Origin of the sequence: Chryseobacterium viscerum (genome assembly GCF_025949665.1) — a bacterium.
Taxonomy (GTDB): domain Bacteria; phylum Bacteroidota; class Bacteroidia; order Flavobacteriales; family Weeksellaceae; genus Chryseobacterium; species Chryseobacterium viscerum_A.
The window spans coordinates 1999578-2023106 of sequence record NZ_JAPDFT010000001.1 but is presented as its reverse complement, the minus strand read 5'-3'; the positions used below and the strand labels follow the sequence as shown (position 1 = coordinate 2023106).

The following is a 23529-nucleotide window of genomic DNA, read 5'->3' as shown; positions in this document are numbered from 1 at the left end:
TTAGACATTTTAAATTTTGAAAGGTTAAATCATTCAATTTTTCCCTTAACTACGCAGATCTTCCAAAAACTGTTCCAAAGAATGTAGATCACTGATCAGGACCTCTCTTGCTTTAGCCCCGTTGAAGCCTCCAACAATACCGCTGGCTTCCAGCTGATCCATAATTCTTCCAGCTCTGTTGTAACCCAGTTTCAATTGTCTCTGAAGCATTGATGTAGATCCCTGCTGAGTAGACACAATAATTCTTGCCGCATCTTCAAAAAGAGCATCTTTTTCGTTCGGATCAAAAGTACCTACTGAGCTTGTAGAATCTTCAGAAACATATTCAGGAAGTAAGAATGCTGAAGCGTATCCTTTCTGCTCACCAATAAATTCTGCAAGTCTTTCCACTTCCGGAGTATCTACGAATGCACACTGAAGTCTCAGGATCTCATTTCCGTTGAAATAAAGCATATCTCCTTTACCAATCAGCTGATCTGCTCCCGGAGAATCAAGAATGGTTCTGGAGTCTACACTGGAGATTACTCTGAAGGCAGCTCTCGCAGGGAAGTTGGCTTTGATCATACCGGTAATTACGTTTACAGATGGTCTCTGTGTTGCTACGATAAGGTGTATCCCTACGGCTCTTGCAAGCTGTGCCAGTCTGGCAATCGGTAGTTCAACCTCTTTTCCTGCTGTCATGATCAAATCTGCAAACTCATCTACTACCAATACGATATAAGGTAAGAAACGATGCCCGTTTTCAGGGTTTAATTTTCTTTCAGCAAATTTCTTATTGTATTCCTTTAAGTTTTTACAGAAAGCATTTTTAAGAAGGTCATATCGGGTATCCATCTCAATACACAAAGAGTTCAGGGTATTGATTACTTTATTGGTATCTGTAATGATTGCTTCTTCTGCATCCGGAAGTTTTGCCAGATAATGTCTTTCAATTTTTGAATATAATGAAAGTTCAACTTTCTTAGGGTCTACCATCACGAATTTCAGTTCGCTCGGGTGTTTTTTATAAAGAAGGGAAGTAAGAATGGCGTTAATCCCTACAGATTTACCCTGACCTGTTGCTCCGGCCATTAATAAGTGGGGCATCTTTGAAAGGTCGGCCATGAAAATTTCATTAGAGATTGTTTTTCCGAAAACCACTGGAAGATCCATATCTGTATTCTGGAATTTCTGGGAAGCAATTACAGAACGCATAGAAACCATTGTAGGGTTTTTTCTTGGTACCTCAATACCGATTGTTCCTTTTCCAGGCATTGGAGCAATAATCCTGATTCCTAAAGCGGAAAGGTTCAATGCAATATCATCCTGCAGTTTTTTAATCGCGGATACTCTGATTCCTGCTTCCGGTACAATTTCATATAATGTAACAGTGGGACCAATGGTTGCCTTGATCTCTGCAATTCCTACGTTGAAGTTTTTCAGAAGGCCAACGATCTTGTTTTTATTTTCTTCTAATTCTTCTTTATTAATGGAAATTTCTTCACTGCCATAATCTTTCAGTAGTTCTACAGGTGGCATTTGAAATTTAGCCAGATCAAGTTTGTGATCATACAAACCATGTTTTTCTACAAGTTCCTGTGACTGCTTCTCAGAATCATCCAGAATGTCAATTACAGGAGCTACTTCTACATTGAATTTAATGTTTTCCTGTGCAGCAGTGTTAGTGTTTACAGCAGAAGACGGAGCAGATGGTCTGATATCAAATGCTTCTTCCGGAGTAGAAACCGGGACAATAGGTTTTGTAGAAAGATTTAAACTTACCGGTTGGGCAACCTCTCTTGGCTCTGCTTCGAAAGAAGTGTGATTAGGAGTAGTAATGGTTTCTATATTGGAGGAAAGCGGAACTTCTGGAAATCCTTTCGGAATGCTTACAGGTTCTGGTTCTCTCATTGTATTGATTGAATTATTGGAAGTGTTGTTGGTAACATCACTTACCGTAACACGGGATGCTGCTGCCTCTTCAATTTCTTCAGCTTCCTCTTTCAATTCCTCATCTGCCTCGAAATCATCATTAGAGTCAGGAATCATAGATTTTACTTTTCCAATAGTATTTTCATTGATCTTATCCAGTTTTGCTTTGATAGAACTTGGACGAAGATTAAATTCAAGAATAAAATATAAAAGAATACTGGCTGCCAATACGGTCCATAGGCCTACCGTTCCAATAATTGAATTAAGGTAATCCATAATCTGATATCCATATACGCCTCCTAAAACACCTTGTCCTTTAGTAAGTGCTCCCATAAAAATAGGAAGCCAGCAGATAAAAAATAATGAGTGCCCGAAAGTTTTCCATGGTTTGAAGATTTTCTTCTTAAGGATCAGTGTGCCGACTACAAGAAATAAAAATGCAATGATGAATGAAGCAATACCAATACTCTCGAAAATAAAGATATTTCCCAGCCAATCACCTGCCTTGCCAAAGATATTGGAAGATTTTATACTCTTGTCCAGCATCGTTCCTGCCTGGCTTTGATCTGCTTTCCAGTTCATTAAATAAGAAATGAATGAGAATGCAAGAACAGCCGATAAAAGTATAAAAGTAAGCCCGGAAAAAATACGTGGCTTAGATAAAATTTTGCCTGTTTCAGGCGATTCAGTCTGTTTTTTTTGTGTCTTTTTATCCATAATATCAATGTCGCAAATTTAATGTTTTTTCAACACTAAAAGAATCTTTTTTCTCCAAAAAACATTTTGGAAATCCCACTTTTTACAACGATTATTTAAAATTTGATTATAAAATATTGTTCGCAATTATAAAATAAAAATAGGGCTATTTTTTTTGTTTATGCAAATCTGATGCTGTTAAATTATATTAACTAATCATATTTGTTTTTCTTTAAATAAGATAATAAAATTTCTGATTTAAATTTAGAGAAATGAAAAAAATAATAATATTAAAAATTATGGTTGATATTATTTAAGCTCAAATGTATTTTTTGAACTAGTTCAAAGGTCAGGATTGGAAACCATTATAATTTTGTCTCAGAAATTTTACACATGGAAAACAGATTCAAAACTATTCTGACCTTAGGTCTGATATTTATTTCACTGATTACAATGAACGCACAAAAACAAAAAATGGAAAACACAGCATTATTAATTATCGACGTACAAAATGATTATTTCCCCGGAGGAAAAATGACATTGGAAAAAGCTGAGCAAGCCGGAGAAAATACCAGGAGAATTTTAGAGTATTTCAGGAGCAGTAATCTTCCTGTCATTCATGTCAAACATATCTCAACCAATGAAGGGGCTACTTTTTTTCTTCCGGATACAGATGGTGTTAAAATCAACCATCTGGTTTCACCGAAAGATGATGAAAAAGTAATTACCAAACATTTTCCTAACAGTTTCAGGGAAACAGATCTCATAAACTATCTCCAGTCAAAGAAAATCAAAAACCTGGTGATTACAGGAATGATGACAGATGTTTGTGTAGAGGCAACTACCAGAGCGGCTTTTGATTTTGGATTTACCAATACAATTATTGGAGATGCTACAGCAACCAGAAACCGTGAACTGGATGGGGAAGTGATAAAGGCTGAAGAAGTTCAAAGATCCTTCTTGGCGGGGATATCTGCTCTTGGAGATCTTTATGCCAGTGTAATAAATACTCATGAATTTTTAAAATAATATTATTCTGGGCAAGCAAAGACGCTAAGGATTTTATCTCCGATGAAATTTAAAACAGTTCACCTTGCTGAATATCTTCGACATTCATGCGCCTTAAAATAAATACAATGCATAATAAGCCTTCGCGCCTTTGCGTTTATCTAAAGAACAAAAGTGTTATGTAAAATAACTTAACATAACTTAATTCAATAAAGGTGTCAATAATTTTGATACCTTTATTTTGCTTAAATAAAACAATGTTCGATTTACTTCTTAAAAATATCAGTCAATACATACACCTTTCAGGAGAGGATTTTAAACAGTTTGTAAAGCTATTTGAATACAAAAAGTTTAAAAAGAAGGACGTTGCTCTCAAAGAAGGAGACTATTGTGCTTTTGAAGGATTTGTTCTGAGTGGCTGTTTCAAAATCTATTACCTGAACGAAAACGGATTTGAACAAACCCTGTATTTCGCAGTAGAAGAATGGTGGATCACGGATATTGACAGTCTTATCAATAATGTTCCGAGTATTCTGAATATTGAAGCCCTTGAAGACAGTGAAGTATTGATGATTTCCAAAAAAGACAAAGAATATTTGTATGAGACCATGCCTCAGATAGAAAAACTTTTCAGGATAATGAACCAGAAGTATTCGGTAGCACTGCAAAGAAGAATTCTTTCCTTAACGGGTAAAACGGCAGATAAGAGATATCTTGAATTTCTTGAAAAATACCCCGGATTAGAACAGAGAATTACTCAGCAGCAGGTTGCTTCTTACTTGGGGATTACCCATGAATTTCTAAGTAAAATCAGGAAGAAAATATTTGAAAAATAATTTAAAAATACTTTCGGAATAATTCAGAATATGGACTGTTTTTGAAAGTTTTCCGAACATATAAATAGAAGTCTTCAATCACGAATATAGGTATTATGAATCTATATTTTTTCGGTTTTAGGAATTGAATTTTTCCTAATACTTTCGGGCTTATTAAGAATGTTTCAAAATAAGCAAAACAGAGGCCAAAGTGACAAAAAACAGCTTTTTTTAAGCTCTTTATGGTTTATCATGCTTATTTTTGCATGTCAAGTACAATAAATCATGAAGAAGCTCCAAGATATTCTTATCTCAACCAGGACAATGGCTGTATTGCTGCTGGTGTACGCATTTGCGATGGCTTATGCAACGTTCTTAGAAAACGACTACGGAACTCCTACAGCAAAAGCACTAATTTATGAGGCCAAGTGGTTCGAACTGATCATGGTCCTGCTCATTCTTAATTTCATAGGAAATATCGGAAGATACAGACTATGGAAAAGGGAGAAATGGCCGGTTCTTGTGTTTCACCTTGCCTTTATTTTTATTTTTATCGGAGGTGCCATCACAAGATACATCAGTTTTGAAGGAACCATGCACATCAGAGAAGGTGAAACTTCAAACGAAATCGTAACGGATAAAAATTTCTTTAAAATCCAGATCGAAGAAAAAGGTGATGTTCTTAATTATCAGGATGTTCCTTATCTGATGTCTCCATTGAATAAAGATTTCAAAGCAACCTATGACTTCCACGGAAAAGAAGTGAAAGTCTTTGCCAAGGAATACATTCAAAGAAAAAAAGACAGTCTTGTAGCTGAACCAAACGGTGCCGAGTATCTTCATTTGGTGTCTACCGGAAACACTGGAAGACAAAATATTTACATCAAACCGGGTGAAACAAAATCAATCAACGGAACTTTGGTGACATTCAACAGAGCTATTGAAGGAGCGGTTGAATTCAAAAATGAAGGAGGAAAATTATTCATCAAAACACCTGTAGATGCAAGCTATATGACCATGGCTACTCAGGCAACCGGAAGTACCGTGAAAGATGAATTCCAGCCTTTGGCATTGAGAAGTTTATATACAATCAACGAGCTGAAGCTTGTAGTTCCTGAAGGTCTTAAAAAAGGAAGACTGATGGCAATTGAAGGTGACAGAAAGAAAGATGCGAATGTTCCGGATATGCTTCAGGTTGAGCTTCAGGGCCCAAAAACAAAACAGTTGGTAGATCTTTCTGTTGAAAAAGGAAATCCTAATGCCTACAAACAGGTTACTATGGATGGATTAAATATTATGGTAGGATTCGGACCTAAAGTATACAATACTCCTTTCGCCCTGAAACTGGATGACTTCGTGATGGAAACTTATCCTGGAAGTTCATCTCCAAGTGCTTATGAAAGTCATGTGAAAATCATTGACGAAGGCAAAGAAACTCCTTATAAAATCTATATGAACCACGTTCTTAACCATAAAGGATACCGTTTTTTCCAGTCAAGTTTTGATCCGGACAGAATGGGAACAGTTCTTTCTGTAAACCATGATTATTGGGGAACTTTGATTTCTTATATCGGATATGGACTTTTATTCTTCGGAATGTTTGTGATCTTCTTCTGGAAAGGAACTCACTTCTGGAAATTAAATAAAATGCTGACTGATGCAAACAAGAAGAAAACAAAAGCAGCAACAATACTTTTAGTGTTCTTAAGCTTAGGTTTAAATGCACAGAAGATTGAAACTCATGGAACTACTGACGGAAGCAGAGAACATATTCATGTGGAAGGAGACAATCATTCTCACGCTCCGGCTCCATCTGCCCAGCCTCTTGATGGTGCTGCCCCAAAACAGAATTCTCTGGCTACACCGATGGGTAAAATGAGATCTATATCTCCGGATGAAATCATTGCAAGAAACAAAATCAGTGAAGAGCATGCAGAAAAATTCGGATACCTTTTGGTGCAAAGTTTTGAGGGAAGAATTGTTCCTATCAATACTGAAGCATTGGATGTTTTAAGAAAACTATACAAGAAAGATAAATTCAAAGGAACAGACGGAAAGTATCTGACTGCTAACCAATGGTTCCTTTCAATCAATACAGATACCCCAAGCTGGACTATGGTTCCTATGATTAAAGTAGGAACGAAAGGAGGGGACGAACTGAAAAATAAAACAAAGGCAGATGAAGATGGATATACTTCACTGATGAACCTTTTCCCCGCAGATGCCAATGGTAATCTAACCTATATTTTAGAACATGATTATAATACTGCATTCCGTAAAAAACCAGCTGAACAAACAAACTACGATAAGGAAGTAATTGCTGTAAACGAAAGAGTGCAGATCTTCAATGAGTTTTTCAGCGGCCAGTTTATGAGAATTGTTCCTGTAAAAAATGATGCCAACCATACATGGCATTCATGGTTAGATCAAAAATTCGAGCCGGACATGGAATCCCAGCAGGTGATGGGACCTTATTTTGCTGAAGCGCTTACCGCACAAAAAACCGGAGACTGGAGCAAAGCAGATACAGAATTGGCGAAGCTTTCAGAATACCAGCAGAAATGGGGTAAGGCAGTAGTTCCTGCTAAATCTAAAGTTGATCTTGAGGTTTTCATGAATAAAGCAGATATTAACTTTAAATTATTGATTTTCTATACTCTTATCGGAGGGCTTCTTTTAATCTTAGGATTTGTTGAGCTGTTTAAATCCAGCAAAGTTTTAAATAAAATCATTAAAGTAATCATTGCAGTTGGTTTAGTAGGATATCTATGTCATTTCTTAGGCCTTGTTGCAAGATGGTATATTTCAGGACACGCACCATGGAGTAACGGGTATGAAGCTATTATCTTCATCTCCTGGGTAGGTATTACGGCAGGTTTATTATTATATAGAAACTCCAATGCATTGATTCCTGCAGCCGGATTTATGGTAGCTGTTATTATGATGGGATTTGCGCACGGAGGTTCTGCTCTTGATCCACAGATCACACCGCTGGTTCCGGTACTGAAGTCTTATTGGTTAATTGTTCACGTAGCCATTATTACATCCAGTTACGGATTCTTCGCCCTGTCGATGATCATCGCTGTAATCTCATTAGTATTCTATATTATATCCAATAAAGAAACGTATAAAATTCACCACGATACTACATTGAAAGAACTGGTAATTGTTTCTGAAATGTCATTAACTATCGGATTGTTTGCATTAACGGTAGGAAACTTCTTGGGAGGAATCTGGGCAAATGAATCATGGGGTAGATACTGGAGCTGGGACCCGAAAGAAACATGGGCGTTCATTTCCATTATGGTATATGCCTTTGTATTGCACATGAGATTAGTGCCAGGATTGAGAAGCAGATGGGCATTCCATATAGCAACCATGTTTGCGTTCTGCTCAATGGTAATGACTTATTTTGGGGTAAACTATTACTTAAGCGGACTTCACTCCTATGCAGCAGGAGATCCTGTACCAGTGCCGGCTTGGGTATACATCGGAATAGGCACAATGATTCTTTTATCAGCTGTTTCTTATTTCAAGTTTAAAGCCTTAACGAAGAAATAGATTTTTGAATATATCAATTAAAATCCCGGAATTCATTTTCCGGGATTTTTTTATCTCTATTGTTGCTGGATTGGGGATGAGTTGTTTTAACGCTACGTTCGCAATGATGTATATTGTGATGAGTTATCGTTCGCAAAGATGTTTTACTCAGCAAGAGAAGAAAACATTTTAGTTAAGATAGAAGTTTTGTAAAATGTAAAGAACTTGTTTTTTTTAGGTTCGCAATGATTTTGGTGATGAGTTGCCGTTCGCAAAGGCGTTTCACTCAGCAAAGAAACTAGTGATCTTAGCTAAACGAAGTGGCTTTGCGAACAAAATAAAATACATCCTAATGAATTAACCTCGCGAACTTTGCGTTAGCTAAAATACTCGAATCCTATATCCCGAAGCTCGTAACCCTGAACCCCGAAACTCGCACCTCAAAAAAACAAAATTCATCATTCATAATTCAAAAATTATCATCATCTTTATGATATCAAAATAATATCAAATTAAAATTCAATTATGGAAAAAACATTAAAACCCATGTCGGGTTATCTTACATTGGTCATTTGCCTGGCCTTGTTTGTTGCAGCAGTATACTTCTTTGTTAGCGGAGTAGATCAAAGTATCGCTTATGTGGTTATATCTATGCTTTGTTTCCTTACTTCCTGCTTTTTTCTGAAAGGATTAATGATCATTCAGCCTAATCACTCAAGGGTGTTAAACTTTTTTGGAAAATATGTTGGGAGTGTAAAAGAGAACGGATTATTCTTTATCAATCCTTTGTATTCGTCACAGAAAATGTCTTTGCGTTCTGAGAATTTACAAGGACAGACTTTGAAAGTGAATGATAAAATGGGAAACCCTATTGAAATTGCGGTTGTCATCGTATGGAAAGTGGGAGATACTTACAAAGCCGCTTTTGATGTAGAACGTTATTCGGACTTTGTAAAGATGCAGAGTGAAGCAGCGGTACGTCATTTGGCTATGAGCTTTCCTTATGATAATTTAGAAGATGATCATGCTCCAATTACACTGAGAGAAGGAGGAGATAAAATCAATTCTATTTTGGAGCAGGAACTTACAGACCGTCTTTCCAAAGCAGGAATTGTGATTCAGGAGGCAAGGATTTCACATCTGGCTTATGCTTCGGAAATTGCTGGAGCAATGCTTCAGAGACAGCAGGCTACAGCTATTGTGGCGGCAAGAACCAAGATTGTAGAAGGAGCAGTAGGAATGGTAGACCTTGCCTTGAAAAAACTTTCAGAAGACAATATTGTTGAGCTTGATGATGAAAGGAAAGCTGCAATGGTAAGCAATTTAATGGTGGTTCTTTGTGGTGAAAAAGCTGCGACTCCAATATTAAATGCAGGAACGCTTTATAATTAAGAAGTGAAAGATTAACAGTCAGATTTTAGTACAGATCCTATCTATACTAAAATAATCAGAAATAATGTTAGAGAATTTTAGAAAATGAAATCGGAAAAAGCTCAAAACTCTTCAGAAAATAAAAGCAAAAAGTCTTTTGTGATAAGGATAGACGAGTCTACTTATAAACTCCTTGAAAAATGGGCAGGCGATGAATTCAGAAGTGTGAACGGGCAGATTGAATATCTGCTGCATGAAAGCCTGGTTAATGCTGGGAGGAAGAAGAAAGAGTAGTTTAAAAATATGATTCGAGGAGTGTAAATGTTCTTTTCAGGGAACAGAGCTGTGAAAAGATAGTACTTCTTCTCTTTTTTAAATTACAGAAAATATAAAAAAGGATTCTTTTTTTAGCTTTTCAATAAATAAATAATAATTCAATTCACCTTATACCAAAAAGAAAGCAGAGAAATTTTCTCTGCTTTTTATTTTATACAACTTTGAAGACTATCTGCTCCAACGTAGAATATGACGAGCCAAATCAAGCCTTTAATGGTAAAGAAAGCAAGTCCTGCCCATCCCACACGCTTGAACCACTTCTTAAGCTTTGAGTTATTTTCTTGTGAATTTTCCATTTGGTGATTATCAAAATGATTACCCTGCAAAGATAAGCATGTTTATAATTAGTCCAAATAAAAAACACATTAAAAATTAAAGTTTTGAGGTTCGCATAATATTTTTATCTTTAGAGAGAACGAAAAGTAAGATTTTATGTCAAAAAAAGTAAAGGATTTCGGAATCGAAAAAACACTCAAAAACCTTGGTATTAAAGAAGAGAACAAAGGGACTTCAGTGGGCGGAAAATATTTCGCTTCAGGAAAAGTGATAGAAAGCATTTCTCCTGTGGACGGAAAGTTGATCGCTAAAGTAAAAACTTCCGGAGAAAGTGATTATGACAAAGTAATTGAAACTGCTCAAAAGGCGTTTCAGGAATTTAGGCTGATCCCGGCTCCCAAAAGAGGTGAGATCGTAAGACAGCTGGGCTTAAAATTAAGAGAATATAAAGAAGATCTTGGTAAGCTTGTTTCCTACGAAATGGGTAAATCATTACAGGAAGGACTTGGAGAAGTTCAGGAGATGATTGATATCTGTGACTTCGCTGTAGGACTTTCAAGACAACTTCAGGGGTACACCATGCACTCTGAAAGACCTGGGCACAGAATGTACGAACAGTATCATCCGCTGGGAGTAGTAGGAATCATTACTGCATTCAACTTCCCGGTAGCCGTATGGTCATGGAATACAGCATTGGCCTGGATCTGTGGTAACGTTACCATCTGGAAGCCATCTGAAAAAACACCGCTTTGTGCTATTGCATGCCAGAATATCATGATGGAGGTTATAAAGGAAAATAACCTTCCTGAAGGAGTTTCAAGTGTATTGGTTTCAGACCACGAAATCGGACAGAAACTGGTAGATGATAAAAAAGTTGCGCTTGTATCTTTCACAGGATCTACAAGAGTAGGAAGAATGGTTTCTTCTAAAGTAGCAGAAAGATTCGGGAAATCTATCCTTGAATTAGGTGGAAACAATGCTATTATCATTACGAAAGAAGCTGATATCGACATGTCGATCATCGGAGCTGTTTTTGGAGCTGTAGGAACTGCAGGTCAGAGATGTACTTCTACAAGAAGACTTATCATTCACGAAAGTGTATACAATGAAGTGAAAACAAGATTGACAAAAGCTTACGGGCAGCTGAAAATCGGAAATCCATTGGATGAAAATAACCATGTAGGTCCTCTGATTGATACTGACGCTGTAAACCAATACGAAGAAGCCATTAAGAAATGTAAAAAAGAAGGTGGTAAATTCGTTGTTGAAGGCGGAGTTTTAAATGGAAAAGAGTACGAATCCGGATGCTATGTGAAACCTTGCGTTGCAGAAGTGAAAAACTCTTATGAGATTGTTCAGCATGAAACATTTGCACCGATCTTATATCTGATTAAATACAAAACACTGGAAGAAGCTATTGCTATTCAGAATGATGTTCCACAAGGATTATCTTCTGCAATCATGACCCAGAACTTAAGAGAAGCAGAATTATTCCTTTCTCACGCAGGTTCAGACTGTGGTATTGCCAATGTAAATATCGGAACTTCCGGTGCTGAAATTGGTGGAGCTTTCGGTGGTGAAAAAGAAACCGGAGGAGGAAGAGAGTCCGGATCAGACGCTTGGAAGTACTATATGAGAAGACAAACCAATACTATAAATTATACTGCTCAACTTCCTTTAGCACAAGGAATTAAATTTGATTTATAAAAGCTTTACTTAAAGCACTCAAAAAAACATAAAACTTAATAACCTGAATGATTAAATGTTTCATTCTCTGGACCATTTAATCATTCACTTATTAAATCACACTACAAATTTATTATGGAACAAACATTAGATATAAAAGCAAATAAAGTAAAAGAAACAGTAGGAAAACACGTGTTGGCAGACGGTTTCGATTTTGTGATGGATATTGAAAAATCACACGGTTCATGGCTTTATGATAAACTTACAGACAAAGAATACCTGGATATGTTCTCTATGTTTGCATCAGCATCCATCGGATACAATCATCCTTACCTTGTAGAAAGATCAGAATGGTTGGGAAGAATGGCTGTAAATAAGCCTACTTTGGCTGACGTTTACTCGGAAGAATATGCTCATTTCCTTGAGGTATTTGAAAGAGTGGTTATTCCTGAAGAATTACAATATGCTTTCTTTATCGAAGGCGGAACTCTGGGCGTTGAAAATGCAATGAAAGCATGCTTCGACTGGAAAACCCGCAAAAACTTTGCAAAAGGATTAGAAACAGAAGCAGGAATCTGCATTCACTTCAAACAGGCTTTCCACGGAAGAAGTGGTTATACTTTGAGCTTAACCAATACTTCTGATCCAAGAAAATATCAATATTTCCCAATGTTCAACTGGCCGAGAATTTTAAATCCAAAATTAAAGTTCCCGATTACAGAAGAAAACCTTGAAGAAACAATCAAAAATGAAAACCTTGCTTTACTTCAAATTGAAGAGGCTATTCTGATGCACCCTGATAAAGTGGCTTGTATCATCATAGAACCTATTCAGGCAGAAGGAGGTGACAATCATTTCAGAGACGAATTCCTGTTGGGATTAAGAAGAATCTGTGATGACAACGAAATCTTACTTATTTTTGATGAAGTTCAGACAGGAATTGCCATTACAGGAAAAATGTGGGCATTCCAGCACTTTACAGCAAAACCGGACATTATTTCTTTCGGTAAAAAAGCACAGGTTTGTGGTGTTTTAGCCAATAAAGAGAAGTTTGATGAAGTTCCGAATAATGTTTTCAAAGAAAGCTCAAGAATCAATTCTACATTCGGAGGAAACTTTATTGATATGCTTCGTTTCCAGCTGGTAATGGAAGTGATTGAAAAAGAAAACCTGGTTGAAAATGCAAGAGTGGTTGGTGATTTCTTATTGGAAAGCCTGAAAGCCCTTGCTGAAAAATATCCTGAAAAAATTTCAAATGCAAGAGGAAGAGGATTGATGTGTGCTATTGATCTTCCAACTGCAGAGCAGAGAAATCATTTGATGAATGAGCTTTTCAATGATGGATTGATCATTCTTCCTTGTGGAGATCAGTCTCTTCGTTTCAGACCTCATTTGAATGTTACTAAAGAAGAAATCCAGCTTGCTTTAGATAAAATTGAAAGCAATATTAATAAAATTTAAAACCCGGGATTTGTAATTTTAAAAAAAACATCGTATATTTAGATACTCAAACAATTAGAATATGGAAAGAAGTACGAGAGTGTCAGTTTATGTAAGTGATAATCCTTCAGAAATTCAGTTGGTTAAGTCTAAATTGGATGATGCACAAATTGCAAATACCGTTGAAAATAACTATCTTACGTTTACCACTACACCAACAGCAACTTCGCTGAAGGTAATGGTAGATTTGGAAGAAGAAAAAAGAGCATTTGAAATTATTGATGCTTACCTTCAACAAAGTGAAAATCAATAAACAATTTCATAATTTTAAATTTTACTACTTCGAACCGAAAATTAATCTTAATTAATTTTCGGTTTTTTAATTAATTACAAACTATTAAAAGACAACATTTCAAAGACTGAACGGACAGTTGTTCTGATTTTTAATCTTTAAATCATTCAATCTTTAAATCAAATTTTACAACATGAACCCAGAGATCAAACTAAGACAATCGCAAATTGAAGACAGAAACAGGATTTGGGAAATTATCCAGCAATCTATTGAAAGAAGAAGACAAGACGGAAGTACCCAATGGCAGAACGGATATCCTAACCTCGGGACAGTAGAAAGTGATATTGCTAAAGGTTTCGGACATGTTTTGACAGTAGACGGAGAAATTGCAGTATATGGAGCACTGATTCTGAATGATGAACCTGCTTACAGTACCATTGAAGGAGCATGGCTGAGTGATGGTGAATTTGTAGTGGTTCACAGAGTAGCTGTGGATGAAAAATTTGCAGGGCAAGGAATGGTGAAGAAGTTTTTTGATCACATTGAAGAATTTACCAAATCTCATGACATTCAGAGTATTAAAGTAGATACCAATCATGATAATATTGCGATGTTGAAAATCCTTGAAGGCAGAGGTTATTCCTATTGCGGAGAGGTTCTTTTGAGAGATGGCATGAGAAAAGCTTTTGAGAAGATTATAATTTAAGCAAAAAGTTAAATCATCTTTCATTGAATTTTTAAACCGGCCTGTATTTATAAACTCTATCAGGTTTGTTCGTTTGGTTCTGAACTAATTTTTACTTTTGTTCAAATTTTTATATATGCACCAAAGTATAGAAATTGATGAGAAAATATTTCAGGATGCCGTAAGATTTTATGGCATTGTGTTCAACTTACCCCCTTTAGCATCAAAAATCTATTCCTACCTTCTTTTTGACTATGAGAAAGTAGGAATTACTTTTGACGAATTTGTTGAAGTGCTCTCTGCGAGCAAAAGTTCCGTTTCTACCAGTATTTCATTATTGTTAAATGCTCAGCTTATTGTTGACCGTAACAAAATGGATGAGCGTAAGCGGTATTTTTTCATCAATGATGAATACAAAAAAATACGATTCGAGAAAATTGTCCAGAAAATGCAGGACGAACTGAAACTATTAGATGATTTAAACAATTTTAAAAAAAGTAAAGACGATGGATACAATGAAAGAATAGAAGTTTACAAAGCACTTTTAAACAAAAACATAGAAAATATACAGGAATCTCTTAATAAACTATAAAATGAATAATAAGCTAGTTATACTTTCCATTGCAGCGCTTTCACTGACAGCCTGCAAAAAAGAAGCTCCGAAACAGGATGGTGCCAAGCCGTATCCTGTTGTTTCCGTGGAGTCAAAAAATATAGTGGGTTATCAGACGTTTCCGGCTACCATTCAGGGTAGGGTAAACAATGATGTACGTGCAAAAATACAGGGATATATTACCCAGGTATTGGTAGATGAAGGACAATATGTTACAAAAGGACAGCCTTTGTTCCGTTTGGAAACCAATATCCTGAACGAAAATGCGGCCGCTTCCAAAGCAGGAATCGGGGCTGCTGAATCCAGTGTTGCCGCTGCTCAGGCTTCTGTAAATGCTGCTCAGGTTGAAGTAAATAAACTAAAACCTTTGGTTCAGAAAAATATCATCAGTAATGTACAGCTGCAGACTGCACAAGCTCAGCTGGCACAGGCTCAAGCCCAGCTACAACAGGCCAATGCTTCCAAAAGACAGGCACAAGCCAATTACAAAGGAGTAGAAGCCAATATCGAATATTCCATCATTCGTGCTCCTATTTCAGGGGTGATCGGGAGGCTGCCGTTGAAAGTAGGAAGCTTGGTAGGACCGTCTGATCAGACACCTCTGACGACGATTTCTGATACGTCTGGGATCTATGCTTACTTTGCAATGAATGAAAAAGAATATTTTGATTTCCTTGAAAAATCTCCGGGAGCTTCTATGCCTGAAAAAATCAAAAACTTACCAATGGTTGAGCTTCAACTGGCCAATGGAAGTCTTTATCCTGAAAAAGGAAAAATAGAAGCTATTACCGGTCAGATTGATCCTACAACGGGGACCATCCAGTTCAGAGTTGCTTTCTCGAATGCGCAGAAATTATTAAGTAATGGTAACAGTGGAACCATCAGATTCCCTCAGCATTATGATAATGTTCTTGTTGTACCTGAAAGTGCTACTTACGAGCAACAGGGTATTGTTTACGTATATAAAGTAGAAAAAGGAGATACGGCCAGAAATATTGTTGTAAATGTTATTGACAGAATCGACAATTTAGCGCTTATCAAATCAGGAGTTAATAGAGGTGAAAAAGTTATTGCCGCTGGTATCGGAGGTTTGAAACCGGGAACAGCAGTGAAACCAAAGCCAATCAAAATGGATAGTCTTGTTCAATCAATAAAACCGAAATTCTAATGATAAAAAACTTTATTAACAGACCGGTTTTATCTACCGTAATCTCAATCTTGATTGTGATTCTCGGTGTGTTAGGACTGATCTCGTTACCGGTTACACAGTATCCGGATATTGCACCACCTACAGTAAGTGTTTCCGCAAACTATACGGGAGCCAATGCTGAGACGGTGATGAAAAGTGTAGTAGTACCTTTGGAAGAGCAGATTAATGGGGTGGAAGGTATGGATTATATCACTTCCAGCGCCGGGAACGATGGTTCTGCTCAGATCCAGGTTTTCTTCAAACAGGGAATAGATCCGGATATTGCAGCGGTAAACGTACAGAACCGTGTAGCCAGAGCAACACCTCTTTTGCCGTCTGAAGTAACGCGTTCAGGGGTTGTAACCCAGAAACAGCAGACCAGTGCCCTGATGTATATGTCTTTCTATTCTGAAAATAAAGATTTGGATGACGTATACCTTCAGAACTTTTTGAATATCAATATTATTCCAAACCTGAAAAGGGTAAATGGTGTAGGGGATGCCAACGTTTTCGGTGGTAAAAACTATTCCATGAGAATCTGGCTGGATCCTGCAAAAATGGCTGCCTACAGTGTAACTCCTACAGATGTTACCAATGCCATCAATGAGCAGAGTAGAGAAGCTGCTGCAGGTTCTATTGGACAGAATAGCGGTAGTTCTTTTGAATATATCATCAAATATGTAGGTAAATTCAACGATAAAGAACAGTATGATAATATTATCATTAAATCTCTGGCAAACGGACAAAATCTGATGCTGAAAGATGTTGCTAAAGTAGAACTGGCAGGACAGTCTTATACAGGAATCGGGGAGAACGGAAACAATCCTTCCATCAGTATGGGGATCTTCCAGACTCCGGGATCCAACGCACAGGAGATTATTAAAAATATCAAAACCTATCTGAAATCAGCCGAAGGAACTTTTCCAAAGGGCGTAAAGTATACTTTCAACTTTGATACCAACGAATTCCTGGAAGCTTCTATTGAAAAGGTAGTACACACCCTGATCGAAGCCTTCATTCTGGTATTTATTGTAGTATATATTTTCCTTCAGGACTTCAGATCTACGCTGATCCCGGCCATCGCGGTTCCGGTATCTATTGTAGGGGCGTTCTTCTTCCTGAATCTTTTCGGATATTCACTAAACTTGTTAACCCTTTTTGCATTGGTACTGGCGATTGGTATTGTAGTGGATGATGCCATCGTCGTCGTCGAGGCTGTTCATGCCAAGATGGAACATGGTATTTCAGATGCTAAAAAAGCGACAGTAGAAGCAATGGATGAGATTACAGGAGCTATTATTTCTATTACGTTGGTAATGGCTGCAGTATTTATTCCGGTGACGTTCATTACGGGGCCTACAGGGGTATTCTACCAACAGTTTGGTATTACGCTGATTATAGCAATCATTATTTCTGCGATTAATGCATTAACCCTGAGTCCGGTTTTATGTTCGCTATTCCTGAAACCTCATGCAGAGCATCATAAAGAGTATAAAAATTTAAATCTACTACAGAAGTTTTTCTATAAGTTTAATATTGCTTTTAAAACAACTACTGAGCGTTACGGAAGAGGATTTGTATTCTTGTTAAGACATAAATGGGTTACCTTAATTATTTTTGCTGTTACCGGAGGGATCTTATTCTGGGCAAGCAGCACTATGAAGAAAGGTTTTGTACCTACAGAAGACAGAGGGATTATCTTTACAGATGTTCAGCTTCCTCCGGGGGCTTCTATGGAAAGAACGTATAATGCTTTGAAAACACTTCAGGCAAAAGCATTGAAAGTTCCGGGGGTACAGAATGTAACAATTTCTACGGGTAGAGGATTCTTATCCGGAAACGGAAGTAACAACGGTCTTGCCTTTGTGAAACTAAAACCATTCGAAGAAAGAAAAAAAGACGGACAGACTTCTGAAGATATTACCAAAAAATTATTTGGAATCGTAGGATCTGTTCCTGATGCCAAAGTGGTATTCTTCCAACCGCCAAGTGTACCGGGATTTGGTAACAGTGCAGGTTTTGAAATGGTATTGCTGGACAAGTCAGGTGGAGAATATGCGGATCTGGATGCTAAAACCAATGAATTCATCGGGAAGCTGATGCAGAGACCGGAAATTCAGTTTGCACAGACTTCATTCAATACTAAATATCCTCAGTATCAGATGGAAATTAATGTTCCGCTGAGCAAGCAGCTTGGGGTTTCTGTAAATGATATTCTGGCTACCATGCAGGGGTATATTGGAGGTATTTATACTGCCGACTTTACCAAGTATGGAAAACAGTTCAGGGTTATGGTTCAGGCTCTTCCTGAAAACAGAAAAAACATCGAAAATCTGAATCAGCTTTATGTCAGAACAGGATCAGGTATCATGTCTCCGATCTCACAGTTTGTAACATTGACAAAAGCATATGGACCACAATCTGTAAGCCGTTATAACCTGTTTACTTCCGTGAAAGTGACAGGAGCAAACTCTGACGGATACAGTTCCGGGGATGCAATTACTGCTGTACAGCAGGTGGCCGATGAAACCCTGAATCAAAACTATGCAGTAGAATTTACAGGGTTAACCAGAGAAGAATTAAACTCAGGATCTCAAACCCTTCTGATTTTTGGGCTAAGTTTGATCTTCGTTTATTTTATCCTTTCTGCACAGTATGAAAGTTATATTCTTCCGCTGATTGTTGTTATTTCTCTTCCTCTTGGGGTAATGGGAGCTTATTTCGGGCAGAAGATTATGGGATTGGAGAATAATATTTATTTCCAGATTGCCCTGATCATGCTCGTGGGATTGCTGGCGAAAAATGCGATCCTTATTGTCGAATTTGCTGTTCAGAGAAGACATCATGGAGAAACAATTGTAATGTCAGCCATTAATGCAGCGAAAGCCAGAGTGAGACCTATCCTAATGACATCGTTCGCCTTTATTTTCGGTTTATTGCCGTTAGTTCTTGCAAGTGGAATTGGAGCAGTAGGTAACAGATCTATCGCTACGGGAGCGGCAATCGGACTATTGATAGGAACTGTTTTGGGATTATTCGTGATTCCGGTTCTGTATGTGATTTTTGAAACATTGCAGGAGAAAATTAAACCTATCAAAAAAGAAGATATCAGTTTAGCAGAATAAAATTAAGATTTAAGAAATTAGAAGTTAGAAATTTGAGACGAGTCTAAAGCTAACTTCTAACTTCTAAACTCTAACTTCTAATTAAAAATAATGAAGAGCTTATTAAACATCATAAAAGGAATCACTTTTTCAGTTTTCATACTCGGAGCCATCTCATCATGTATGGCAAGAAAAGAATATGAAAGACCGAAGAATGTGGTAGACGAAAAACTATTTCGTACAGATATGCTTCCTTCAGACAGTGCCAGCATCGCCAATATTTCATGGAAAGAAATATTCACAGATCCGATACTGCAGGGACATATTTCTAAAGCGTTGGAAAACAACCTGGATATCAGAATCGCACTGCAAAGCATCAATTCTGCAGAAGCTTATCTGAAACAAAGTAAAGCCGCCTATCAGCCGACACTTTCTATAGGACCTAACTATACCTTCCAGACTCAGTCTATCAACACCCAATTTGGGCAGATCATTGGAGAAAGACGTTATGTAAACCAATTTGACATTACGGCAAGTATCGGATGGGAAGCAGATATCTGGGGAAAATTAAGGGCACAGGAAAAAGCACAGATAGCCACATATTTAGGAACTGTTGCTGCTCATAAAGCTGTTAAAAGCAGTCTGGTATCTTCCATTGCTTCTGCTTATTATCAATTGCTAACTTTTGATGCGCAGAAGAGAATTATTACCGAAACCATTGCTGTAAGAGAGAAAAACTTAGAAGCTACAAAGGCTTTAAAAACTTCAGGAACAGTTACTGAAGTAGCGGTACAGCAGAGTGAGGCTCTTGTTTTCAATGCCAAATCATTATTGATTGATATTGATACACAGATCCAGCTTCTTGAAAATACCATGAGTCTTTTAATGGGAGAATCTTCTCATTCTATTGAAAGATCTACACTGGAAGGACAGAATCTTCCAATTGATTTAAAATTGGGATATCCCACTCAGCTTCTGGCTAACCGTCCGGATGTAATGAGAGCGGAATACAGCTTAATGAATGCTTTTGAACTGACGAATGCTGCTAAAGCTCAGTTTTACCCAACTTTAAAATTGACAGGCAGCGGAGGACTTCAGTCTGTGGATATTGATCACTTATTCAGTGTGAATTCATTATTTGCGAATGTAGTAGCAGGACTGGCTCAGCCCATTTTGAACAAAAGACAGATCAAAACAAACTATGATGTAAGTCTTGCTGCTCAGGAAACTGCTTATTTGAACTTCAGAAAGACAGTTCTTACTGCCGGAAAAGAAGTTTCAGATGCCATCAGGGTTTTCTCTGTACAGGACTCATTTATTGAATTAAAACAAAAAGAGCTGGATGCCTACAAAAAATCTGTCGACTATTCCCAGGAATTGGTGAACTACGGTATGGCCAACTATCTTGAAGTATTGAATGCAAGCGTGAATTCATTGAATGCGGAACTTAATATTTCCAATGCACGATACAGTAAAATGAAAGCAGCTGTAGAGCTTTATCAGGCTTTAGGCGGAGGCTGGAAATAATAGTGTTTGCGCTGTAATATTATAAAACGTATGTCATTCCGGCATACGTTTTTTTATTTATAAAAACCAAAAAGTTAGAGTGGATTAAAATTGTTCCCTTCGATATTATATTCATAAGTTCTTTATAAAAGATAAATTATCCAGACTTAAAAGCATAAAAAAATGGCCGGAATTTATTCCGACCATTTAATAATTTTTTATAATTTCATTTTTATTGAACATATGCTACATAAGATTCATTAATAGCTCCCTTTGTGCTCTTAGCAAAGAATGCATAATCTATCCAGAAAAATCCATTGTCACCCCATGCTGTGCCCCAAGAGTTTTGTACTTTAAAAGCTTGTTTAGCATCATCATAACCCACTACGCAAATTGCGTGTCCTCCTCTTACAGTACCGGAATGGCTTTTCCATATCCAATTGTCTGCTGAGCTTAAATTATCAAAACTTCCATCTACCGTAATAGCAATGATGATAGGCAAATTCATACTTAAGAGCGTCTTTACATTGTTGATATTAGTTTTATCTACCGTAGCCCAGGTTGTAAATTTATGTGTACTTGCAGCGTTTTTTTGAGAAGCATTAGGTTGTGTAGAGCACTCAACATCTGTATAAGGCATTTCATTCCAGCTACATACTCCTTGATTTTTTATTAAATTTAATCCACGGGATACATAAGTTCCATTAGGGCAGCTGCTTATTTTTATTTGATTATATACATATTCCGGACTTCTTGGATTAGTTATTCCTTTAAAATTATATTCCAGAATACTTGTAGCAGCATAAGCTGTGGCAAAAGCAACGCATGAGCCTTCCTGTCCCTGATCTACTATTGGAGGAGTGTTTGTTATAGTATAACTTGATGGTATAGAAGCTGTCAGAACTTTGGCTGATTTGCCTTTAAATTTCATTGTTAATGCTTCTATATCAGCTTTAGCAAACGAATTGTAGAGATTCTCATCTACCAATACCGCTCCTAATGAACGCATTGTCTGATTTTCTTGGTTTGGTTTCTGAATATTTTGCTCTTCTTCATTTCTGTTACATGAAGTCAGAGATACTATTCCCAATACAATAGCGATAAATTTTAGATTTTTCATGAATGCATTATTTTTAATTAATTATCCAAAAGTATAAATAATTTTTAAATAATAGCAATATATTTTACGAATACACCAGAATTTTAATCTTTTTTATGTATTTATTTGTTTTATTGATTCGTTTTGTTTATTGTTGTTGATATTATTCATTGTTTTGTGAGTTTTCATATGAAATTATAAAAAAGAGGGTTTCAGCAAATATTGAAAATAATTGACTACCATCTATTTTTTTTCAAATTTAGTGACTTTTTTAGGAAAGAAATAGCATGCAGTAAGCATATAAATATATACCTTTTTTGTAAGAAAGCTGCATTTTTGTCAGCTAAAGGGTAGATAAGACTTTCATAGCTCTTTTCTCTTTAGCTGCTATTGTTTTTAAAATATCTGAAGACTGAAGAATATATTGAATATCCTTTGTTTCACTTACCTTTTCAAACAGCTGTGATACGACAGTCCAGAGTTCTGCAATTTCTGTGAGCTCTTTGTAACCTTTTTTTATCTGATTGAGTTGGAGTATTTCATAGCTTTCTTTCAAAAAATCACGGTATAAATTCCTGAACAATGCACCTCCTGTTTCTGCTTTTTTCATTAACAAGGCTGTTTGCTTAAATTCTCCTTCTATGTCTTTACTTGTATTGAACCATTTGATAATTTCAATACTTGTTTTCAGGATTCCTTTGTAAGATATATTCATAATGGGAGGATTCAGATATTCTGCAGCGTTATTTTTGATTGCAGTTAATATTGCATTTTCCAAATCGGGTTTTTGTCTGTTTTTTGTCTGATATAATACAGATTTTTAGAAGCCATGGGTCCTTTTTCGGCACGTGCCATTACCAGACTTTTTAAAGATGTTTGTACCTGACCTCCCTGTTGTCTGGTATCAACCAGGAGGGCATTTTCACTATTATAACCGTAAATGGCTGCGTAATGTCCTGCAAAATGAAAAGGGTTTGAGAAATATTCCAGATGGTAGCAATCCATTTTCAGTCCTACTACCTGCCCATGATCAAGAAATGCTTTTACCCTATCTCAGGCTTTTTGCTGTGAAGAGGTTTCCTTAACCGTTAATTCAAGATTTAAGTTTTGGGTTAAATTTCCTGTCAGCACATCAGGCTTTACCCGCCCACCGATAAATGGAAAGTCCATTGTTTTCATATTCCAATAAATAAAGCCAAGTCCTTCACCCAGTCCGAAAAGCATAGGTTCGGAAAGTTCAATTCTGAGGTGCAGCAATAAAGTTCCTGTTGCTGTGGTCTCGCAATGTTGCCCCTCAAAAGATTTTAGATTTTCTATTTTCATGTTTTTGAGTTAGTTATTAATTGTATAAATATTATGAAATATAGAAGTCCCTGTTTTATAATTAAGTTATGTTAAAATTCTTTAAAATATAAAATCAATTTGCATTTATGTATTTAACTACGTAGTTTTATACTTTAAAATTCAATCACTATGAAATTGCAGATACAACCCATAGGAAATTCTTATTCGGAACAGGCTATAGACCTGATTTTGACGATTCAGCAGAAGGAGTTTAATATTCCGATTACGATCCAGGATCAACCTGATCTTTTGCAGATTGAAAGTTTTTACACGGAAGCCGGAGGTAACTTTTGGGGAGCTTTTGTGGAAGGTGAACTGGTAGGTTCCATTGCATTGGTTAAGTTTGATGAAAGGGCAGGAGCGATCAGAAAAATGTTTGTTAAAAAAGAATTCAGAGGAAAAGAACTGAACATTGCCCAGGAGTTATTGGAAGTTTTAATTTCTTTCTGCCGCGAAAACAGAATTGATGATTTATATTTGGGAACCATAACGGTTCTGAAAGCTGCACAGCGTTTCTACGAAAGGAATCACTTTGTGAAGATTGAAAAGGGAAATCTTCCTGTAAAATTCCCTTTAATGAGTGCTGATGATATTTTTTATCATTTAAATATTGACTGA

17 protein-coding genes and 1 pseudogene are annotated in these 23529 nt (G+C 36.7%); 14 read left to right on the top strand and 4 right to left on the bottom strand.

Annotated elements, in window-relative coordinates; genetic code table 11:
* Window positions 1-45: 45 nt before the first annotated feature.
* A complete protein-coding gene (locus OL225_RS09230; protein ID WP_047375111.1) occupies window positions 46-2628 on the bottom strand; it encodes an FtsK/SpoIIIE family DNA translocase in 2583 nt (860 codons plus the stop codon).
* A 372-nt stretch (window positions 2629-3000) separates the two neighbouring features.
* On the opposite strand from OL225_RS09230, the gene OL225_RS09225 reads away from it, so the two are divergent.
* The 13 genes from OL225_RS09225 to OL225_RS09165 all read left to right on the top strand — a co-directional run bounded on the left by OL225_RS09225 (window position 3001) and on the right by OL225_RS09165 (window position 20489).
* A complete protein-coding gene (locus OL225_RS09225) occupies window positions 3001-3636 on the top strand; it encodes a cysteine hydrolase family protein (RefSeq protein WP_264518047.1) in 636 nt (211 codons plus the stop codon).
* A 236-nt stretch (window positions 3637-3872) separates the two neighbouring features.
* Window positions 3873-4451: a Crp/Fnr family transcriptional regulator gene (locus OL225_RS09220; protein ID WP_264518046.1), complete on the top strand. Its 579-nt coding sequence runs from the start codon at window positions 3873-3875 to the stop codon at window positions 4449-4451.
* Between the two features lie 264 nt (window positions 4452-4715).
* Window positions 4716-7991, top strand: coding sequence for a cytochrome c biogenesis protein CcsA (gene ccsA / locus OL225_RS09215; RefSeq protein ID WP_047375106.1), 3276 nt, complete (start codon window positions 4716-4718; stop codon window positions 7989-7991).
* A 504-nt stretch (window positions 7992-8495) separates the two neighbouring features.
* Window positions 8496-9362, top strand: coding sequence for an SPFH domain-containing protein (locus OL225_RS09210; RefSeq protein WP_264518045.1), 867 nt, complete (start codon window positions 8496-8498; stop codon window positions 9360-9362).
* 84 nt (window positions 9363-9446) lie between these two features.
* Complete coding sequence (locus OL225_RS09205) at window positions 9447-9635, top strand: hypothetical protein (protein WP_047375099.1); 189 nt, start codon at window positions 9447-9449, stop codon at window positions 9633-9635.
* A gap of 474 nt (window positions 9636-10109) precedes the next feature.
* Complete coding sequence (locus OL225_RS09200) at window positions 10110-11660, top strand: aldehyde dehydrogenase family protein (protein ID WP_264518044.1); 1551 nt, start codon at window positions 10110-10112, stop codon at window positions 11658-11660.
* A gap of 114 nt (window positions 11661-11774) precedes the next feature.
* Window positions 11775-13100 carry an L-lysine 6-transaminase gene (gene lat, locus OL225_RS09195; RefSeq protein WP_047375090.1) on the top strand — a complete coding sequence of 442 codons (1326 nt, stop codon included), beginning with the start codon at window positions 11775-11777 and terminating at the stop codon, window positions 13098-13100.
* A 61-nt stretch (window positions 13101-13161) separates the two neighbouring features.
* Window positions 13162-13392, top strand: coding sequence for a DUF2007 domain-containing protein (locus OL225_RS09190; protein WP_047375088.1), 231 nt, complete (start codon window positions 13162-13164; stop codon window positions 13390-13392).
* Window positions 13393-13564: 172 nt separating this feature from the next.
* Complete coding sequence (locus OL225_RS09185) at window positions 13565-14077, top strand: GNAT family N-acetyltransferase (RefSeq protein ID WP_047375086.1); 513 nt, start codon at window positions 13565-13567, stop codon at window positions 14075-14077.
* 115 nt (window positions 14078-14192) lie between these two features.
* The gene (locus OL225_RS09180) at window positions 14193-14648 is read left to right on the top strand and encodes a transcriptional regulator (protein WP_047375082.1); all 456 of its coding nucleotides are present in this window, start codon (window positions 14193-14195) and stop codon (window positions 14646-14648) included.
* Between the two features lies 1 nt (window position 14649).
* Complete coding sequence (locus tag OL225_RS09175; protein ID WP_264518043.1) at window positions 14650-15837, top strand: efflux RND transporter periplasmic adaptor subunit; 1188 nt, start codon at window positions 14650-14652, stop codon at window positions 15835-15837.
* Complete coding sequence (locus OL225_RS09170; protein ID WP_047375079.1) at window positions 15837-18983, top strand: efflux RND transporter permease subunit; 3147 nt, start codon at window positions 15837-15839, stop codon at window positions 18981-18983. Before OL225_RS09175 ends, OL225_RS09170 begins: the two co-directional genes overlap by 1 nt.
* Before the next feature lie 90 nt (window positions 18984-19073).
* Window positions 19074-20489 (top strand): efflux transporter outer membrane subunit, encoded by a 1416-nt coding sequence (locus OL225_RS09165; RefSeq protein ID WP_052184588.1) that lies wholly within the window; start codon window positions 19074-19076, stop codon window positions 20487-20489.
* A 211-nt stretch (window positions 20490-20700) separates the two neighbouring features.
* Here OL225_RS09165 and OL225_RS09160 read toward each other — a convergent pair whose 3' ends face one another.
* From OL225_RS09160 to OL225_RS09150, 3 genes and pseudogenes are all read right to left on the bottom strand, one after another.
* Window positions 20701-21588, bottom strand: coding sequence for a C1 family peptidase (locus tag OL225_RS09160; RefSeq protein WP_264518042.1), 888 nt, complete (start codon window positions 21586-21588; stop codon window positions 20701-20703).
* A 322-nt stretch (window positions 21589-21910) separates the two neighbouring features.
* Window positions 21911-22345: a DUF4872 domain-containing protein gene (locus OL225_RS09155; RefSeq protein WP_264518041.1), complete on the bottom strand. Its 435-nt coding sequence runs from the start codon at window positions 22343-22345 to the stop codon at window positions 21911-21913.
* Window positions 22327-22890 (bottom strand): annotated as a pseudogene (locus OL225_RS09150) (BtrH N-terminal domain-containing protein). The gene OL225_RS09155 and the pseudogene OL225_RS09150 overlap by 19 nt, the downstream one beginning before the upstream one ends.
* A gap of 150 nt (window positions 22891-23040) precedes the next feature.
* On the opposite strand from OL225_RS09150, the gene OL225_RS09145 reads away from it, so the two are divergent.
* Window positions 23041-23529, top strand: a complete 489-nt coding sequence (locus tag OL225_RS09145) for a GNAT family N-acetyltransferase (RefSeq protein ID WP_047375078.1) — start codon at window positions 23041-23043, stop codon at window positions 23527-23529.

Coding starts and splice junctions, on each gene's coding strand:
- OL225_RS09180 (WP_047375082.1), top strand. CDS start 14,193: ATGCACCAAAGTATAGAAATTGATGAGAAAATATTTCAGGATGCCGTA.
- lat (WP_047375090.1), top strand. CDS start 11,775: ATGGAACAAACATTAGATATAAAAGCAAATAAAGTAAAAGAAACAGTA.
- OL225_RS09230 (WP_047375111.1), bottom strand. CDS start 2,628: ATGGATAAAAAGACACAAAAAAAACAGACTGAATCGCCTGAAACAGGC.
- OL225_RS09165 (WP_052184588.1), top strand. CDS start 19,074: ATGAAGAGCTTATTAAACATCATAAAAGGAATCACTTTTTCAGTTTTC.
- OL225_RS09205 (WP_047375099.1), top strand. CDS start 9,447: ATGAAATCGGAAAAAGCTCAAAACTCTTCAGAAAATAAAAGCAAAAAG.
- OL225_RS09190 (WP_047375088.1), top strand. CDS start 13,162: ATGGAAAGAAGTACGAGAGTGTCAGTTTATGTAAGTGATAATCCTTCA.
- OL225_RS09175 (WP_264518043.1), top strand. CDS start 14,650: ATGAATAATAAGCTAGTTATACTTTCCATTGCAGCGCTTTCACTGACA.
- OL225_RS09170 (WP_047375079.1), top strand. CDS start 15,837: ATGATAAAAAACTTTATTAACAGACCGGTTTTATCTACCGTAATCTCA.
- OL225_RS09220 (WP_264518046.1), top strand. CDS start 3,873: ATGTTCGATTTACTTCTTAAAAATATCAGTCAATACATACACCTTTCA.
- ccsA (WP_047375106.1), top strand. CDS start 4,716: ATGAAGAAGCTCCAAGATATTCTTATCTCAACCAGGACAATGGCTGTA.
- OL225_RS09200 (WP_264518044.1), top strand. CDS start 10,110: ATGTCAAAAAAAGTAAAGGATTTCGGAATCGAAAAAACACTCAAAAAC.
- OL225_RS09185 (WP_047375086.1), top strand. CDS start 13,565: ATGAACCCAGAGATCAAACTAAGACAATCGCAAATTGAAGACAGAAAC.
- OL225_RS09160 (WP_264518042.1), bottom strand. CDS start 21,588: ATGAAAAATCTAAAATTTATCGCTATTGTATTGGGAATAGTATCTCTG.
- OL225_RS09210 (WP_264518045.1), top strand. CDS start 8,496: ATGGAAAAAACATTAAAACCCATGTCGGGTTATCTTACATTGGTCATT.
- OL225_RS09145 (WP_047375078.1), top strand. CDS start 23,041: ATGAAATTGCAGATACAACCCATAGGAAATTCTTATTCGGAACAGGCT.
- OL225_RS09225 (WP_264518047.1), top strand. CDS start 3,001: ATGGAAAACAGATTCAAAACTATTCTGACCTTAGGTCTGATATTTATT.